The 17,496-nt window shown below is 32.4% G+C and carries 19 protein-coding genes; 16 read left to right on the plus strand and 3 right to left on the minus strand.

Going from position 1 to position 17,496, the window contains the following annotated elements:
• Window positions 1-21 precede the first annotated feature (21 nt).
• From gcvT to gcvPB, 3 genes are read left to right on the plus strand one after another with little or no spacing between them, the layout of a single operon-like run.
• Entirely contained in the window at window positions 22-1,110 is a 1,089-nt protein-coding gene (gcvT, locus tag LQ617_RS01360; RefSeq protein WP_239739756.1) for a glycine cleavage system aminomethyltransferase GcvT, read from the plus strand.
• A gap of 11 nt (window positions 1,111-1,121) precedes the next feature.
• Complete coding sequence (gene gcvPA / locus LQ617_RS01365) at window positions 1,122-2,465, plus strand: aminomethyl-transferring glycine dehydrogenase subunit GcvPA (RefSeq protein ID WP_239739289.1); 1,344 nt, start codon at window positions 1,122-1,124, stop codon at window positions 2,463-2,465.
• A complete protein-coding gene (gene gcvPB / locus LQ617_RS01370) occupies window positions 2,458-3,933 on the plus strand; it encodes an aminomethyl-transferring glycine dehydrogenase subunit GcvPB (RefSeq protein WP_239739293.1) in 1,476 nt (491 codons plus the stop codon). The genes gcvPA and gcvPB overlap by 8 nt, the downstream gene beginning before the upstream one ends.
• A 44-nt stretch (window positions 3,934-3,977) precedes the next feature.
• Here the strand turns inward: gcvPB and LQ617_RS01375 are convergent, their stop codons facing one another.
• A complete protein-coding gene (locus LQ617_RS01375) occupies window positions 3,978-4,358 on the minus strand; it encodes a rhodanese-like domain-containing protein (protein WP_025904950.1) in 381 nt (126 codons plus the stop codon).
• Between the two features lie 120 nt (window positions 4,359-4,478).
• Here LQ617_RS01375 and LQ617_RS01380 point away from each other — a divergent pair, with 120 nt between their 5' ends.
• A complete protein-coding gene (locus tag LQ617_RS01380; RefSeq protein ID WP_126477504.1) occupies window positions 4,479-5,309 on the plus strand; it encodes a lipoate--protein ligase family protein in 831 nt (276 codons plus the stop codon).
• A gap of 114 nt (window positions 5,310-5,423) precedes the next feature.
• On the opposite strand, the gene LQ617_RS01385 is transcribed toward LQ617_RS01380, so the two are convergent.
• Together LQ617_RS01385 and LQ617_RS01390 are read right to left on the minus strand one after the other, a co-directional pair.
• The gene (locus LQ617_RS01385) at window positions 5,424-5,636 is read right to left on the minus strand and encodes an SA1362 family protein (RefSeq protein WP_025904948.1); all 213 of its coding nucleotides are present in this window, start codon (window positions 5,634-5,636) and stop codon (window positions 5,424-5,426) included.
• A 55-nt stretch (window positions 5,637-5,691) separates the two neighbouring features.
• Complete coding sequence (locus LQ617_RS01390) at window positions 5,692-6,282, minus strand: hypothetical protein (RefSeq protein WP_037588244.1); 591 nt, start codon at window positions 6,280-6,282, stop codon at window positions 5,692-5,694.
• 99 nt (window positions 6,283-6,381) lie between these two features.
• Here LQ617_RS01390 and LQ617_RS01395 point away from each other — a divergent pair, with 99 nt between their 5' ends.
• The 12 genes from LQ617_RS01395 to recN all read left to right on the plus strand — a co-directional run bounded on the left by LQ617_RS01395 (window position 6,382) and on the right by recN (window position 17,473).
• Window positions 6,382-7,437: a M24 family metallopeptidase gene (locus tag LQ617_RS01395; protein ID WP_239739295.1), complete on the plus strand. Its 1,056-nt coding sequence runs from the start codon at window positions 6,382-6,384 to the stop codon at window positions 7,435-7,437.
• A gap of 25 nt (window positions 7,438-7,462) precedes the next feature.
• Window positions 7,463-8,020, plus strand: coding sequence for an elongation factor P (gene efp, locus LQ617_RS01400; protein WP_025904945.1), 558 nt, complete (start codon window positions 7,463-7,465; stop codon window positions 8,018-8,020).
• Window positions 8,021-8,201: 181 nt separating this feature from the next.
• The gene (gene accB, locus LQ617_RS01405; protein WP_239739299.1) at window positions 8,202-8,651 is read left to right on the plus strand and encodes an acetyl-CoA carboxylase biotin carboxyl carrier protein; all 450 of its coding nucleotides are present in this window, start codon (window positions 8,202-8,204) and stop codon (window positions 8,649-8,651) included.
• Between the two features lies 1 nt (window position 8,652).
• A complete protein-coding gene (gene accC / locus LQ617_RS01410; protein WP_107577749.1) occupies window positions 8,653-10,011 on the plus strand; it encodes an acetyl-CoA carboxylase biotin carboxylase subunit in 1,359 nt (452 codons plus the stop codon).
• Between the two features lie 12 nt (window positions 10,012-10,023).
• Complete coding sequence (locus tag LQ617_RS01415; RefSeq protein WP_025904942.1) at window positions 10,024-10,383, plus strand: Asp23/Gls24 family envelope stress response protein; 360 nt, start codon at window positions 10,024-10,026, stop codon at window positions 10,381-10,383.
• A 56-nt stretch (window positions 10,384-10,439) separates the two neighbouring features.
• Window positions 10,440-10,832, plus strand: a complete 393-nt coding sequence (gene nusB / locus LQ617_RS01420) for a transcription antitermination factor NusB (protein ID WP_025904941.1) — start codon at window positions 10,440-10,442, stop codon at window positions 10,830-10,832.
• Between the two features lie 12 nt (window positions 10,833-10,844).
• Window positions 10,845-12,170 carry an exodeoxyribonuclease VII large subunit gene (xseA, locus tag LQ617_RS01425; protein WP_025904940.1) on the plus strand — a complete coding sequence of 442 codons (1,326 nt, stop codon included), beginning with the start codon at window positions 10,845-10,847 and terminating at the stop codon, window positions 12,168-12,170.
• Window positions 12,171-12,202: 32 nt separating this feature from the next.
• Complete coding sequence (gene xseB / locus LQ617_RS01430; RefSeq protein ID WP_153653573.1) at window positions 12,203-12,394, plus strand: exodeoxyribonuclease VII small subunit; 192 nt, start codon at window positions 12,203-12,205, stop codon at window positions 12,392-12,394.
• Entirely contained in the window at window positions 12,375-13,253 is an 879-nt protein-coding gene (locus tag LQ617_RS01435; protein ID WP_239739300.1) for a polyprenyl synthetase family protein, read from the plus strand. The genes xseB and LQ617_RS01435 overlap by 20 nt, the downstream gene beginning before the upstream one ends.
• Window positions 13,254-13,309: 56 nt before the next feature.
• A complete protein-coding gene (dxs, locus tag LQ617_RS01440; protein WP_239739301.1) occupies window positions 13,310-15,178 on the plus strand; it encodes a 1-deoxy-D-xylulose-5-phosphate synthase in 1,869 nt (622 codons plus the stop codon).
• Between the two features lie 148 nt (window positions 15,179-15,326).
• A complete protein-coding gene (gene ahrC, locus LQ617_RS01445; RefSeq protein WP_025904936.1) occupies window positions 15,327-15,779 on the plus strand; it encodes a transcriptional regulator AhrC/ArgR in 453 nt (150 codons plus the stop codon).
• 17 nt (window positions 15,780-15,796) lie between these two features.
• Window positions 15,797-17,473, plus strand: a complete 1,677-nt coding sequence (gene recN, locus LQ617_RS01450; protein ID WP_206179805.1) for a DNA repair protein RecN — start codon at window positions 15,797-15,799, stop codon at window positions 17,471-17,473.
• Window positions 17,474-17,496: the final 23 nt, after the last annotated feature.

The following is a 17,496-nucleotide window of genomic DNA, read 5'->3' on the forward strand; positions in this document are numbered from 1 at the left end:
ATTCAGAAGGGGAGAGTTATGATGACGACAGATTTAAAACAAACACCTTTGTATCAAACTTATATAGATCAAGGTGCTAAAGTAATTGATTTTTCTGGATGGGCTTTACCAGTCCAATTTTCAAGTATTAAAGAGGAACACAATACAGTAAGAAATCATGTTGGTATTTTTGATGTAAGTCACATGGGTGAAATTCTTGTTACAGGTGAAGAAGCGGATCAGTTTATTCAATACGCTTTAACGAATGATTCAACATTATTAACGGATAGTAAAGCACAATATACAACGCTATGTAACCAAGATGGCGGTGTAATTGATGATTTAGTTGTTTATAAATTAGACGACAAAGTTTATTTCTTAGTTGTCAATGCAGGTAATACAGATAAAGACTTCGAATGGTTAAAATCAATTAAAGATTTTAATGTAAATGTTGAAAATAAATCTTCTGAATATGGCCAATTAGCAATCCAAGGTCCAGAAGCACGCGAACTAATTCAAAAATTAGTAAGTGATGATGTATCAGAAATGAAGATGTTTGAGTTTAAACAAAATGTAACACTATTCGGGAAAGAAGTTATATTATCTCAATCTGGTTACACAGGTGAAGATGGATTCGAAGTTTATTGTGATGCTGCAGATACAAAAGCTATTTGGGATGGATTTATAAACGAAAATGTTGTTCCATGTGGTCTTGGTGCACGTGATACTTTAAGACTTGAAGCTGCTTTACCATTACATGGTCAAGATTTATCTGAACAAATTACACCATATGAAGCTGGCATTGGATTTGCTGTTAAACCATTAATTGAAGATGACTTTATTGGCAAAGATGTATTAAAAGCTCAAAAAGAAAATGGTGCGCCAAGAAAATCAATCGGTATAGAAATGATTGATAAAGGCATACCAAGAACAGATTATGCAATTCTAGATACTGATGGTAATGAAATTGGTTATGTAACTTCTGGAACTCAGTCTCCATCAACTGGCAAATCAATTGCTATGGGATTAATTGAGAAGGGTGCATTTGAATTAGATAAAGAAATTTTAATACAAGTTAGAAAAAGACAAGTAAAAGCTAAAATTGTTAAAAAATCATCATTTAAATCATAGGAGTGAATAAAATGGGTCACCGCTATATACCTTTAACTGAAAAAGATAAATCTGAAATGTTGGATGTCATTGGTATTAAATCCGTAGACGAATTATTTATGGATATACCTGAATCTGTAAGGTTTAATAAACCGTTAAATATTAAAGAAAAGAAAGCTGAAACGCCTTTATTACGTGAACTATCTCATATTGCGAATAAAAATATCACAAGTGAAACACATGCTTCATTTTTAGGCGCTGGCGTATATGATCACTATATTCCAACTGTTGTCGATCATGTTATATCTCGTTCAGAATTTTATACTGCTTATACACCTTATCAACCAGAAATTTCACAAGGTGAATTACAAGCTATTTTTGAATTTCAAACTTTAATTTGCGAATTAACTGGTATGGATGTAGCCAATTCATCTATGTATGATGGTGGAACTGCTTTTGCTGAGGCTGCTGTTCTTGCAGCAGGTCATACTAAGAAGTCAAAAGTAATTGTATCTAAATCTGTACATTATCAATCTATAGAAGTACTTAAAACATATACTAAAGCACAAGATATTGAAGTAGTTGAAGTTGATTTAGACGGTACTGTAACAGACTTAGAAAAGTTGAAATCAGTTATCGATGACGATACAGCAGCAGTATGTGTTCAATATCCTAACTTCTTTGGTTCTTTAGAAGACTTAGAGGCAATTAAACAATTAATTGAAGATAAAAAAGCTTTATTTATCGTATCAAGCAATCCTTTATCACTTGGTTTAATTACACCTCCTGGAGAGTTCGGTGCTGATATTGTTGTTGGTGATGCACAAGTGTTCGGTATTCCAGCACAATATGGTGGACCTCATTGTGGTTATTTTGCATCTACTAAGAAACTTATGAGAAAACTACCAGGACGTTTAGTTGGTCAAACGCAAGATGAAGATGGCAATAGAGGCTTTGTTCTTACGCTACAAGCACGTGAACAACATATTAGAAGAGATAAAGCGACATCAAATATTTGTTCTAACCAAGCTCTAAATGCATTAGCAGCATCAGTTTGCATGAGTGCATTAGGTAAGAATGGTGTGTTTGAAATGGCTAAACTTAACATGGAAAAAACAACTTACATGAAGCAAAAAATGCAAGAAGCTGAATTTGATGTGTTAGAAGGTATTTCATTCAACGAATTTGTTGTTAAATTTAACAAACCGATAAGTGAAATCAACGCTGAATTACTTGAAGAAGGTATTATTGGTGGATTTGACTTAGGTTTCATCGACGAAGCATTCAACAATCATATGTTAATAGCAGTAACAGAATTAAGAACAAAAGAAGAAATCGACACATTTATCAAAAAAGTAGGTGAATACAGTGCGTAAACCATCAAGCGAATTAATATTTGAAAGATCTAGAAAAGATAGATTTGCATATTCTTTACCTGAAAAAGATGTTGAAACACAAGATGTTCAAGATCTTTTAGGAGATAAATTTACAAGAAAACAAAAAGCAGAATTACCAGAAGTTAGTGAATTAGATTTAATGCGCCACTACACTGAATTATCTAATAAAAACCATGGTGTAGATACTGGATTCTATCCTTTAGGTTCATGTACGATGAAATACAATCCTAAAATTAATGAAAAAGTCGCTAGAATGTCTGGCTTCGCAAACGCACATCCATTACAAGATGTTTCAACTATACAAGGTTCATTAGAAATCATTTATGATTTACAAGAACATTTAAAAGAAATTACGGGTATGGATGAAGTAACACTTCAACCTGCAGCAGGTGCGCACGGTGAATGGACAGCATTATTAATGATTAAAGCTTTCCACGAAGCAAATGGCGATTTCAATAGAACGAAAGTTATCGTTCCAGACTCAGCTCACGGTACGAACCCAGCTTCTGCAAAAGTAGCAGGATTCGATACAGTAACTGTAAAATCTAATGAAAAAGGATTAGTTGATATCGAAGACTTGAAACGTGTAGTTGGGGATGACACAGCTGCTATCATGTTAACAAACCCTAACACATTAGGTTTATTCGAAGAAGATATTTTAGAAATCAGAGAAATCGTACACCAAGCAGGTGGTAAACTGTATTACGATGGTGCTAACTTAAATGCAATTATGAGTAAAGTTAGACCTGGTGATATGGGATTTGACGCTGTTCACTTAAACTTACACAAAACATTCACAGGACCTCATGGAGGCGGTGGACCAGGTTCAGGACCAGTTGGTGTTAAAGCAGATTTAGTACCATTTTTACCTAAACCAACAGTAGTTAAAGAAAATGATACATTTAAATTCGAACATGATATGCCACAATCTATCGGAAGAGTTAAACCATTCTTCGGTAACTTCGGTATCTATTTAAGAGCTTATACTTATATTAGAACGATGGGACCAGATGGATTAAAAGCAGTTTCAGAAACAGCTGTATTAAACGCTAATTACATGTTGAGAAGACTACAAGATCACTTTGATACACCATATACACAACACTGTAAACACGAATTCGTAATCAGTGGTTCAAGACAGAAAAAACTTGGTGTAAGAACATTGGATATTGCTAAACGTCTCTTAGACTTTAACTTCCATCCACCAACAATTTACTTCCCAATCAATGTGGAAGAATGTATGATGATTGAGCCAACAGAAACAGAATCTAAAGAAACTTTAGATGCATTCTGTGATACGCTTATTCAAATTGCTAAAGAAGCAGAAGAAACACCAGAAGTTGTATTAGAAGCACCACATACAACTGTCATTGGTCGATTAGATGAAACACAAGCAGCAAGAAAACCAGTACTTAAATTTGAATTACTAAAAGAAGAAAAAGCATAATAAAAAGCGTCTTGGTCGCATTAAACGATCAAGACGCTTTAATTTTATTTAGATTTAACTTTACCAGTCCATTTTTTATAGCCGCCTTTAAGCATGAATAATTCAGTGTAACCTTTTTTCTTCATCATTCTAGCAGCTCTATAACTTGCTACGCCATTTGCGTCACAAAAATATATAGGTTGGTCTTTACGTAAACCTTGATATCTTGTACGAAATACACTCATCGGTATATTTCTTGCCCCGATAATATGACCATAGTCAAAATCAGCCTTTTCACGCAAGTCTATAACTTGTGCCTTTCTTAATCCCTTATGGAATTCATTTTGATCTAATTCTTTTACTGCGCGCTTATTTAATGAATAGTTAATTGCCATATAAATGATAATCAAGACTAGGACTATGAGCGCGATATACCAATAATTCATGGTCTGATTCCTCCCAATTCAAGTCGATACCCTTATTATAAGATTTCTTGTGAGATTTATCAAAATTTTTTTGCTAAAATAGAAAAGTACATAAGAATTAATTGAATAGGAGTTTTAATTGTGAAAGAAACTTGGCACTTTATAAACACGAAATCAAATAATCCATATTATAATATGGCAGTTGATGAAGCACTTATGAATTTTGTGAGTAGAGGAGAAATCGATCCGGTTATTAGATTTTACACATGGGATCCAGCTACGTTATCAATTGGATATTTTCAAAAACTAACTAAAGAAATTGATATTGAAAAAGTAAAAGAAAAAGGTTTTGGACTTGTAAGACGTGCTACAGGAGGTAGAGGTGTCTTACACGATAAAGAGTTAACTTATAGCGTCATCGTTCCAGAATCGCATCCCAATATGCCTAAAACGGTAACTGAGGCTTATAGAGTCATTTCAGAAGGATTGTTAGAAGGATTCAAGTCGTTAGGGTTTGATGCATACTTTTCAATTCCAAAGACAAAAGAAGAAAGAGATAAACTTAAGACACCACGTAGTTCAGTTTGTTTTGATGCGCCAAGTTGGTATGAACTTGTTGTAGAAGATAGAAAAATAGCAGGCAGTGCCCAAACACGTCAAAAAGGCGTTATCTTGCAACACGGTTCAATTTTACAAGATATAGATGTTGATGAATTGTTCGATATGTTTATATATAGAAACGATCGACTAAAAGATAAAATGAAAGCTGCATTTACAGATAAAGCAGTTGCTATCAATGATTTATCAGATAAATACATCACTTTAGAAGAAATGGAAACAGCATTTTTTGAAGGATTCAAGAAAGGTTTAGATATTGAATATAAACCACTTGAATTTACTGAAGAACAACTTGCTGAAATTAAACAATTAGAAGAAAAATATAAATCAGAAGATTGGACTTATAGAAAGTAAATATTTAACTGTAGTATTTTTAGCGCTGACTCCCGCGGAAAGCATGCGCATAAAAAATACTGCCAAAGTCTAAGACTGTGGCAACAAAAAAAGAGACTTCAATAGTCTCTTTTTTTATCTATTTCTACGCTTTTGTTTGCGCATGGCTTTTTTATATTTTCGTTGATCTGGCGTTAAAAAGAAGAAATAGTAAATTAGATAGATGATTAATCCGAATATGATAAATGAGACAATCATACGAATGAATCCCATGATAAAGAAATCAAGATTCATAATTAATCCAAAAACTGCTATAGCAATAATTAAATAGAATAAAACATTTTTCATAAAATCTCACCTTAAATTATTAGTCTATTTAATATAGCACATTTTATGTATAATCTCACTCAATTTGACCTATCTCTTTGTCTAATCCATGAAGTTCATCAATTGCTTTTTGAACATCTTTTTTATCCTTTTTATTGTATGCATCATTTAAATCTTTAAACACTTTTTCAAAGCTTGTTGATAGCTTTAACATACTTTTATGTAAAGATTTATAATCTTTAGGAATAGATTTACCTTTCATTTCATCTTTATATCTATCAGTAATATTTTCTTGATTATGATAAATATTTTCTAATTCATTTTTAGTGTGTTCATCGTCGAATTTTGAAGTTACATTTTTCTTAATTTTGTTATAACTCGCTATATTCGTTTTCGTTTCATTTACAAATTTTGTAGATGACTTTAAATATTGAGTTGTAAACTGGCTAGACGACTCTTGTTCATTTTTTTTAATTTTGCTTTTAACACTATTTTCTTTTTGTTTATATGTTTTGTTTTTATCTTCTAAGTCTAATACTTCTTGTTTTAATTTTCGATTATCACTTTTTAATGAAGACTTCTTTTCTTCAAGTTGTTGAACTTTATCATTTCCACACGCAGATAAGACAACTGAACTTGCCATGATTGTTATAATTGTTTTTCTCATGTTTATTTACTCCCAATGTTTTACTGTGAAAAAATTTCGATATGTATGATATTATTTTAATGTATATAGATTTATTGTACAAATAGAAAGGGGATAATTATGAAAATTAATAAATTAAGAGAAGTCATGAATGAAAAAGGTCTTGAAGCAGTTTTAATTCTATCACCGTATAACAGAAGATATCTTTCTGGATTTACAGGGACAAGTGGTAGTCTACTAATTACACAAGATAAATCCCTTTTAATTACAGACTTTAGATACATTCAACAAGCGAATGATCAAGCTCAAGGTTTTGAAGTTATTAATCAAGAAGGACCAATGTTAGGTAAGATTAATGAACTGATTAAAGAAGGTCAATATAAAAAAGTTGGCGTTGAAACACATTTAATTACTTTTAATGAATATCAAGCATTAAATACAGATGCAGTTGAACTTTCTTCTATTGAAGGTGTTATTGAAACAATCAGAATGATTAAAGACGAATTTGAAATTAAACAAATTCAAAAAGCAGCTGACATTGTAGATGAAACATATGAACACATTTTAAAATGGGTTAAACCAGGCATGACTGAAAATGAAGTGAATAATGAAATGGAAATGTTCATGAGAAGTAAAGGTGCAACATGTTCTTCATTTGATACGATTGTTGCTTCTGGCCACCGTGGTGCATTACCGCATGGTGTAGCAAGTAATAAAGTTATCGAAGAAGGAGACATGATTACATTAGACTTCGGTGCACTATATGAAGGATACGTTAGTGATGTTACGAGAACATTTGCTATTGGTGAACCTAAAGAAGAAATGAAGAAAATCTATAATATTGTTTTAGAAGCACAATTAGCAGCTTTAGAACAAATTAAACCGGGTATGACAGGTAAAGAAGCAGATACAATTGCAAGAGATGTTATTAAAAGTTATGGCTACGGTGAACAATTTGGTCATTCATTAGGACATGGTATTGGGTTAGAAGTACATGAAGGTCCAGCACTATCTCAAAAATCCGATATCGTACTTGAAGAAAATATGTGTATCACATTAGAACCAGGTATTTATGTAGATGGTTTAGGTGGCGTTAGAATAGAAGATGACGTATTAGTTACAAAAAATGGCTTACAGCGCTTTACTAAATCTTCAAAAGACCTTATTATTTTATAAGAAGGTATAAATAGGAGGAAAATGAATGATTTCAGTTAATGATTTTAAAACAGGTTTAACAATTAAAGTTGATAATGGTATTTGGAAAGTTATGGACTTCCAACATGTAAAACCAGGTAAAGGTGCGGCATTCGTTCGTTCTAAATTAAGAAACTTAAGAACTGGTGCAATCCAAGAAAAAACTTTTAGAGCCGGTGAAAAAGTTGAAAAAGCTCAAATCGATAATCGTCGTATGCAATATCTATATGCTAATGGTGATAGCCATGTGTTCATGGATAACGAAACTTACGATCAACTAGAATTACCTGGTGATAAACTAGAATATGAACTTAAATTTATTAAAGAAAATATGGAAGTTCAAATCCAATCTTACGAAGGTGAAACAATTGGTATTGAATTACCAAATACAGTTACACTTCAAGTAACAGAAACTGAACCTGGTATTAAAGGTGATACAGCAACTGGTGCAACTAAACAAGCTACAGTTGAAACAGGTTATAGTTTAAACGTACCGTTATTTGTTAATGAAGGTGATTTACTTGTCATTAACACTACTGACGGAAGCTACGTATCAAGAGGTTAATATTAAACATTAAAATGAGGCCGGGACAGTAACTTGTGTCCTGGCCTCAATCATTTTAGTTAAATTAGGAATGTATCTTTTTTACATTTATAATTAAATATTAAAATCTCTTGAATTGGTATGACCACTAAAGTAAAATGTATGAAGTGTAACGTATTAGAATTTAAAAGGAGTTTTTCAAATGAACTTAAAACAAATTAAAGAACTAGTTGATGTGTTAGATAATTCTTCTTTAACTGAAATTGATATTAATGATAAAGATTTTAAACTAACTTTAAAAAAAGATATTAAACAAGAAGTCATTTATAGCCAAGGGGCAACAAATGTTGTAGCTGAACAACCACAACAAGCAACTCAAGCTGCACCACAACAAAATGTTGAACAAGAAGCACCAAGTGGTTTAACAATTAATGCGCCAATGGTTGGTACATTCTATAAATCACCATCTCCTGATGAAGGTCCATACGTTCAAGTAGGTTCACGTGTAGAAGCTGATACAACTGTATGTATTTTAGAAGCAATGAAATTATTTAATGAAATTCAAGCAGAAGTTTCTGGTGAAATCACTGAAATATTAGTTGAAGACGGGCAAATGGTAGAGTATGGCCAACCGTTATTCAAGGTGAAGTAATATGAAAAAAGTATTAATTGCAAATAGAGGGGAAATTGCAGTAAGAATCATTAGAGCTTGTAGAGAATTAGACATACAAACGGTCGCAATTTATTCAGAAGCTGATAAAGATGCATTACATACTCAAATAGCAGATGAAGCTTATTGTGTTGGACCGACACAATCTAAAGATTCATACCTTAACGTTCCTAATATTATTTCAATCGCAAAATCAACAGGTTGTGACGGTATCCATCCTGGATATGGTTTCTTAGCCGAAAATAGTGACTTTGCTGAAATGTGTGAAGCATGCCAAATTAAATTTATTGGACCTAGTTATCAGTCTATCCAGAAGATGGGTATTAAAGACGTTGCGAAAGAAGAAATGATCAAAGCGAACGTTCCTGTTGTGCCTGGTAGTGATGGTTTAGTAGATACAGTAAGAATTGCAAAGAAATGTGCGAAGAAAATTGGATATCCCGTTATTATTAAAGCTACTGCCGGTGGTGGTGGTAAAGGTATCCGAATTGCACGTAATGAAGAAGAACTTGTAACAGGCTTTAGAATGACACAACAAGAAGCTGAAACAGCATTCGGTAATAAAGGTTTATATTTAGAAAAGTTCATCGAAAACTTTAGACATATTGAAATTCAAGTAATGGGTGATTCAGAAGGTAATGTTATACATCTTGGTGAACGTGATTGTACGATCCAAAGACGTATGCAAAAATTAGTAGAAGAATCGCCATCACCAGTCCTTTCTGAAGAAATGCGTAAAGAAATGGGTGAAGCGGCTATTAGAGCAGCTAAAGCCGTTAATTATGAAAATGCTGGTACAATTGAATTTATTTATGATTTAGATGCTGAAACATTCTATTTCATGGAAATGAATACGCGTATTCAAGTAGAACATCCTGTTACTGAGATGGTTACTGGAATGGATTTAGTTAAACTTCAACTTAAAGTGGCGAGTGGTGAAACGTTACCAGTTACACAAGAAGAAGTTGACTTGAGTGGACACGCGATTGAATTCAGAATCAACGCAGAAAGTCCATTTAAGAATTTCATGCCATCACCAGGGAAAATTAATCAATATTTAACACCAGGTGGATTTGGCGTGCGTATTGATTCAGCATGTTATACAGGTTATACGATTCCACCTTATTATGATTCAATGGTTGCGAAGCTTATTGTTCACGGTAAAGATAGAACAGATGCGATTCAAATCGGTAAAAGAGCTTTATCAGAATTTTTAGTTGCTGGCATAGATACAACGATCCCATTCCATTTAAGATTGTTAGAAAATGATGTATTTGAATCAGGTGATTTTAATACCAATTTCCTAGAGATTCATGATATTATAAATAATGAAGACAAATAGGGAGGGATTCAAATGGCTAAAACAATTGAAAATAAAAAGCCTTCTTTAGGTAAAATAGAGATTGCGCCAGAAGTTATTGAGGTCATTGCGAGCATTGCGACTACTGACATTAAAGGTGTATCTCATATGCAATCCGTTTTTAATAAGAATTCCTTAGAAAAATTCGGGAAAAAGAATTTTGGTAAAGGTATTAAAGTCGATATTAAAGAAGACGGCATCTACATTAATGTCTACTGTACATTTGACTACGGTACAAAAATTTCTGAAACAGCACGTAAAGTACAATCAGAAATTAAACAAGCATTAAATACGATGACGGCATTAACACCAAAAGAAGTTAATGTACATATCGTTAATATACATTTCCAATAATAAAATGATTAATTAAGAGGATGCGTGCATCCTCTTATTCTTTGAAGGAGAAGAATATGAAAAGAACAGAACTAAGAGAGATTGTCTTTAAATCACTATATCAATTAGAAAATAACAAAACTGATTTAACAGTAGAAGAAGCGATTCAATATTTAGTAGAAGATTTTAAAGGTGAACAATATTTATACGTGAAAAACTTTGTTAAAGAAGTGATAGAGAAAAAAGACGAATTAGATGAAATTGTAAGTCCACATTTAAAAAACTGGACATTAGACCGTTTACTTAAAACAGATAGAATTATTTTAAGAATGGCAACTTATGAATTGAAATATACAGATACACCAGAGAAAGTTATATTTAATGAAGCAGTAGAAATTGCGAAAGTATACAGTGATGATGATCACTATAAATTTATTAATGGTGTATTAAGCAGTTTATCAAAAAGTTAAAGAGTGATATAAATGGATAAGTATTTATCAGTTACAGCAATAACTAAATATATCAAATATAAATTTGATCAAGATCCACATCTACTTAATGTCTTTATTAAAGGTGAAATATCAAACTTTAAAAGACATTCAAGTGGTCATCTTTACTTTGCCTTAAAAGACGATAAAGGTGTACTCAGTGCAATGATGTTTAAATCGAGTGCGAATCAATTGTCATTTAATCCTAAAGAAGGTGACCAAGTACTTGTTGAAGGTAGAATTGGGGTTTATGAATCAAGAGGTGCTTACCAAATTTATGTTCAATCTATGCAATTAGATGGTGTTGGTCTTCTATATGAGAAATTTGAAGCACTCAAAAAAGAATTAGCAGAAAAAGGTTACTTTGACCAAGAGCATAAATTAAGTATACCTAAATATCCTAAGAAAATCGCTGTGTTGACAGCATCGACTGGCGCTGCAATAAGAGATATATGTTCTACTTTAGATAAGCGATATCCACTTGCGGAACAAGTGTTAATGAGCACTTTAGTTCAAGGTAAAGGAGCTAAGGATAATATCATTAACAACATCAAAGAAGCTGATTCCATGGGTGTTGATGTTATTATCGTTGGTCGTGGTGGTGGATCTATTGAAGATTTATGGAGCTTCAATGAAAGAGAAGTTGTAGAAGCCATTTATCATTGTAAGACGCCTGTTATTTCAGCAGTTGGTCATGAAACGGATACGACATTAAGTGATTTTGTCAGTGATGTAAGAGCTGCAACGCCAACTCAAGCTGCAGTTATTGCGACACCAGATATTAATGCGCTGTATCAACTGATTTCAAATGCTAGACAGTATTTAACAAAACATATCACGCAATCTATACAGCAAGATAAACATAAATTAAAACAACTTTCATCATATTATAAATTGAAGACGCCTTCGTTGCTATATGATCAAGAAACTCAGAAGTTAGATGAATTACAAAAACAATTATCTCGAAATTTAGAACAAACTGTTACGCGTAATAATCATAAACTAGATATCTTACAAAATAAATTGCGAATCACACCAATTTATAATAAGACTTTTCAATTTAGACAAGATTTTGATCGTTTAAATATGCTTCAAACACAGCTCGTTAATCGAATTATAAGTCAAAAAAGACAAGCACTGACAAGCAAGTTAGCGCAACTAGATGCGTTGAGTCCGACTCAAATCATGTTAAGAGGTTATTCAATCATCGAAAAAGATGATAAAATCATTACAAGCAAAAATGATTTAAAAATTGACGATGATATTACAATCAATTTAAAAGATGGTAAAATAAATGCTAATGTTAAGGAAATTAGGTGACAAATGTGGCTAAAGAACAAACTTTTGAAGAAATGATGGAAGAATTAGAAAAAGTCGTCGGTAAATTAGACGAAGAAAATATTTCTCTTGAGGAATCAATTGAACTTTATCAAAGAGGTATTGAATTAAGTAGTAAATGTGAAACGAAACTTAAAGCAGCTGAAGATAAAGTAAATAAACTTGTTCAAAAAGAAGGTGATTCAGATGAGTCAAATCATGAATAGTTATGTAGACAAGTTCACTGAATCACTTAATCAAACGAAACTAGATTCAGTTGTAAATACACAATTAGAAGAAAGTATGCGCTATTCTTTATTAGCAGGTGGTAAACGTATTCGTCCTGTACTATTATTAATGACTTTATCGATGTTAAAGACAGATATTAATAAAGGAATGGAAACTGCAAAAGCACTTGAAATGATACATACATATTCCCTTATACATGATGATTTACCAGCTATGGATAACGATGATTACAGACGAGGAATGAAAACGAATCATAAAATTTATGGTGATGCGACTGCAATCTTAGCTGGTGATGCATTATTAACAAAGGCTTTTGAACTGATTACCAAAGATACATATATAGAAGCTGATGACAAAGTGAAATTGATCAGATTGCTTTCTGAATCAGCCGGCCATCAAGGTATGGTAGGTGGACAAGTGTTAGATATGGAAAGTGAAAACAAAGAAATTTCACTAGATACATTACGAAAAATCCATAGATATAAAACTGGTGCACTGATCCGTTTTTCTGTTGTTGCAGCTTGCACAATTTCTAAAGTTAATAGTAAGACATTCTTATTACTTGATTCATTTAGCCAAGAATTAGGATTAATATTCCAAATTAAAGATGACTTGCTAGATATTGAAGGGGATTTCGATAAAATAGGTAAGTCAGTTGGTAGTGACGTTGCGAATCATAAGAGTACTTATGTGTCTTTATTAGGTAAGACGAATACTAAAGTTGCATTAGAACAACATGTGAATCAAGCGTTATATTTACTTGAACAATTAGAAGATCAATATAACACTGAAGAACTCAAGTCTCTCACAAAATTATTTGCAAATAGAGAAAATTAATCTATCTAATAATTTAGATGACTGGTCACAAGAATCGGGCTAAAGGTGGTTAAAAAATGGATGTTTCAAAAATAAAAAACCCATCCTTCCTCAAAGGTTTATCTCATCAAGAACTTGAACAACTGAGCAGTGACATTAGAAAATTTTTAATAGAAACTTGTTCAGTAACTGGTGGACATATTGGGGCAAATTTAGGTGTGGTTGAATTAACATTGAGTCTACATAAACATTTTAATAGCCCTGTAGATAAGATATTATGGGATGTTGGACATCAAACATACATTCATAAAATATTAACCGGAAGAGGCCACGAATTTAATTCTTTGCGACAATATAAAGGATTATGTGGTTTTCCTAAAATGAAAGAATCCGAACATGATGTGTGGGAAGCTGGACATAGTTCAACTTCTTTATCTGCTGCTGTGGGGATGGCAAAAGCAAGAGATATATTAGGACAAGATCATCATGTTGTACCTGTAATTGGTGATGGTGCTTTAACAGGTGGTATGGCACTAGAAGCGTTAAACCACATAGGCCATGACAAAACAAATTTAACGATTATTTTAAATGATAACGAAATGAGTATCGCACCAAATGTCGGTGCAATGCACAATATGTTTGCAAGAATACGATCAAACCAAAATTATAATCGCTTTAAATTTGATGCTGAAAGTTTGATTAACAGATTGCCTGGTGGAGATTTGTTAAAAGACTCTGCGGATAAAATTAAAGACAGTTTAAAATATTTAGTCGTAGATGGCATTTTCTTTGAAGAACTCGGCATTAAATATATTGGTCCTGTAGATGGACATAATTTTAAAGCATTAGATGAAGCGATCACCGTTTCTAAACAAATGGACAAACCTGTTCTCATACACGTTGTGACTAAGAAAGGGAAAGGTTATAAACCTGCTGAGAAAGATATAATTGGGACTTGGCATGGTTTAGGACCATATAAGCTTGAAACTGGTGAAGTGATAAAAGGAAATGCTGAAGGTCCTGCATGGAGTGCTTTAATGAGTGATGAAGTATTAGCTTATGCGCAACAAGATAAACGAATTGTTGCAATTACGCCAGCAATGCCTGTTGGATCAAAATTAACTAAATTTCAACAAATGTTACCCGAACAATTTTTTGATGTAGGTATTGCTGAACAGCATGCTGTTACGATGGCAGCAGGACTAGCAACACAAGGCATGAAACCATATGTCGCAATCTATTCAACTTTTATGCAACGTGCTTACGATCAGTTGTTACATGATGTAGATCGTCAAAACTTAAACGTATTATTTGGCGTTGATCGAGCAGGACTTGTTGGAGCTGATGGAGAGACACACCAAGGTGTATTTGATGTTGGCTTTTTAAGTCAATTTCCTAATTTTACAATCATGATGCCTAAAGACGGTAATGAAGCGAAAAATATGATCAAAACTGCATTTGAAACTGACCATGGTCCAATGGCGATCAGATATCCAAGAGGGAATGCGCCATTACTTGATGATTATAAAAATAGTGAACGACTAAAAATAGGATCTTGGAATGTTGAAAGAAATGGTGATGATTTAACAATTATAAGTTATGGGCCAACAGTATCACTTGTAAAAGATGTAGCAGACGAACTATTAAAAGAAGACATCCATATCAATATTGTTAATGCTCGGTTTATAAAACCTATGGACTATGACATGCTTCATAATCTCGGTAAAGCGTCTAAACCGATCCTGACAGTTGAAGAAGCTATGTTGACTGGTGGTTTAGGAAGTCAAATTGCTACTTTTATGAATGACAATGATTATCATAATACTATGCGTAGAATAGGCATAAATGACACGTACATTGAGCACGGTGATGTAGGTTTATTATTAGAAGATATTGGTATCTCTAAATCAAATATTATATCTACCGTCAAATCTTTAATTAAGTAGTTAAGAGAAATATATGAATATTTATGTTGAAAAAGACGCTTTAGTATATCTAAAGCGTCATTTAAATGTTTATAGCGCTTACATTACTATTTTTTTCAATTTTATGCTATTATAAGTGTATAAATATTCATTAACAGAGGTGTATGTAATGGCGAACAAAACAATGCGTCAGATTAAGATAAGAGAAATAATTTCTAACGAACAAATTGAAACACAAGAAGAATTAGTCAAAAGACTAAATGAATATGATTTGAATATCACACAAGCTACTATATCTCGTGATATTAAAGAACTTCAATTAATTAAAGTTCCAGCACCTTCTGGTCAGTATATCTATAGTTTACCTAGAGACCGTAAATATCACCCGATTGATAAATTAGGTAGATATTTAATGGATTCATTTGTAAAAATTGACGGAGCAGATAATTTATTAGTCCTTAAAACATTACCAGGTAATGCGCAATCAATTGGTGCAATTATTGACCAAATCGATTGGACAGAAGTAATTGGGACGATATGCGGTGATGACACATGCTTAATTATTTGTAAAGATACTGAAGCAGCTGAAGTGATTACGGATAGAATTTTTAATATGCTTTAAAGGAGATTTAATATACAATGTTACAAGCACTTACAATTAAACAATTCGCTATAATTGAATCTTTAGAAATTAATTTTTCAGGTGGACTAACTGTTTTAAGCGGTGAAACTGGTGCTGGTAAATCTATTATTATAGATGCTATTGGTCAGTTAGTAGGTGCAAGAGCCTCACAAAGTTTCGTGAGACATGGCGAACAGAAGGCGATAATTGAAGGCGTATTTGATATTGATAATGTACCTAACGTCAATAAGATCTTAAGTGAGTTAGATATCGACTTTGACGAAGATTTCTTGTTTGTAAAAAGAGAAATCTTTGCTTCAGGGAAAAGCATATGTAAATTAAACAATCAGAATGTAACGCTATCTGATTTAAAAATTGTCATGCAAGAATTACTTGATATTCATGGGCAACATGAAACACAAATATTACTTAAACCTAAATATCATTTATCATTGTTAGATGATTATGCTGATGGTACTTATCAAGCTGAAATTGATCAATACGACGAGACCTTTCAATCTTATCGCTTAAAGAAACAAGAACTTGAAAAGTTAGAATCTCAAGACCAAGCATTATTACAAAGATTAGATTTAATAAAATTCCAACGAGATGAATTACAAGATGCGAATTTAAAAGAAGACGAAATTGACTTTTTGAATCAAGAAATTAAGAAACTTCAAAATCACGAAAAAATAAACGAAAGTCTTAATAAAGCGCATATGTTATTGAGTAGTGAAGAAAACATTACTGATAAAATTTATGAGCTTAATCAAGAAATTCAACATATTAACGATATTATTCCGGATAAATACACTGCTTTTAGTGAAGAATTAGATCAAATGTATTACACTTTAGAAGACTACAAACATGAACTATATAATGAGTTAACGTCTAATGACTTTGATGAATCTTTACTAAATGAGTATGAGTCTAGATTAAATGTACTCACAGACCTCAATCGTAAATATGGCAAAAGCATACCTGAATTAATCAAATATAGAGATAAAATTGACGATGAAATTTATAAAATTGAGAACTACGAACAAAGTACTTCTCAATTACGTGAAGAAATTAATGATCTTTATACAAACGTTGTAAAATATGGTGAAGCACTATCAGCTAAAAGAAGACAAGTTGCGTTGAATCTTAGAGATAGATTAGTTGAAGAAGTACAGAATTTGCACATGCAAGATGCGAATATAGAAATTACTTTCACTAAAACGAAACCTACACAATATGGCTTAGAAGAAGTAGAATTCTTAATCAGTCCAAATAAAGGCGAACCATTAAAAAGCTTAAATAAAATAGCTTCTGGTGGCGAACTATCAAGAATAATGCTTGCGTTGAAAAGTATATTTGTTTCTTCAAAAGGACAAACAGCAATTTTATTCGATGAAGTAGATACAGGTGTATCTGGAAGAGTCGCACAAAAAATGGCTGAAAAAATGCATCAAATTGCGCAAACACTTCAAGTGATATGTATTTCGCATTTACCTCAAGTCGCTGCAATAAGTGATAATCATTTGTATATTGCTAAAGAAACCGTAAATGATAGAACAACGACTTCTATCAAACAATTAGATGGTGAAGATAAGATAGATGAAATAGCAAGAATGATATCAGGTGTTGAAGTTACAGAATTAACACGACAACACGCTAAAGAAATGATTATACAAAACAAAAATTTAAAATAGAATGATTCGTTAGGGTGTTAAGC

This window comes from Mammaliicoccus sp. P-M59, from assembly GCF_022386135.1.
Classification (GTDB): Bacteria; Bacillota; Bacilli; order Staphylococcales; family Staphylococcaceae; genus Mammaliicoccus; species Mammaliicoccus sciuri_A.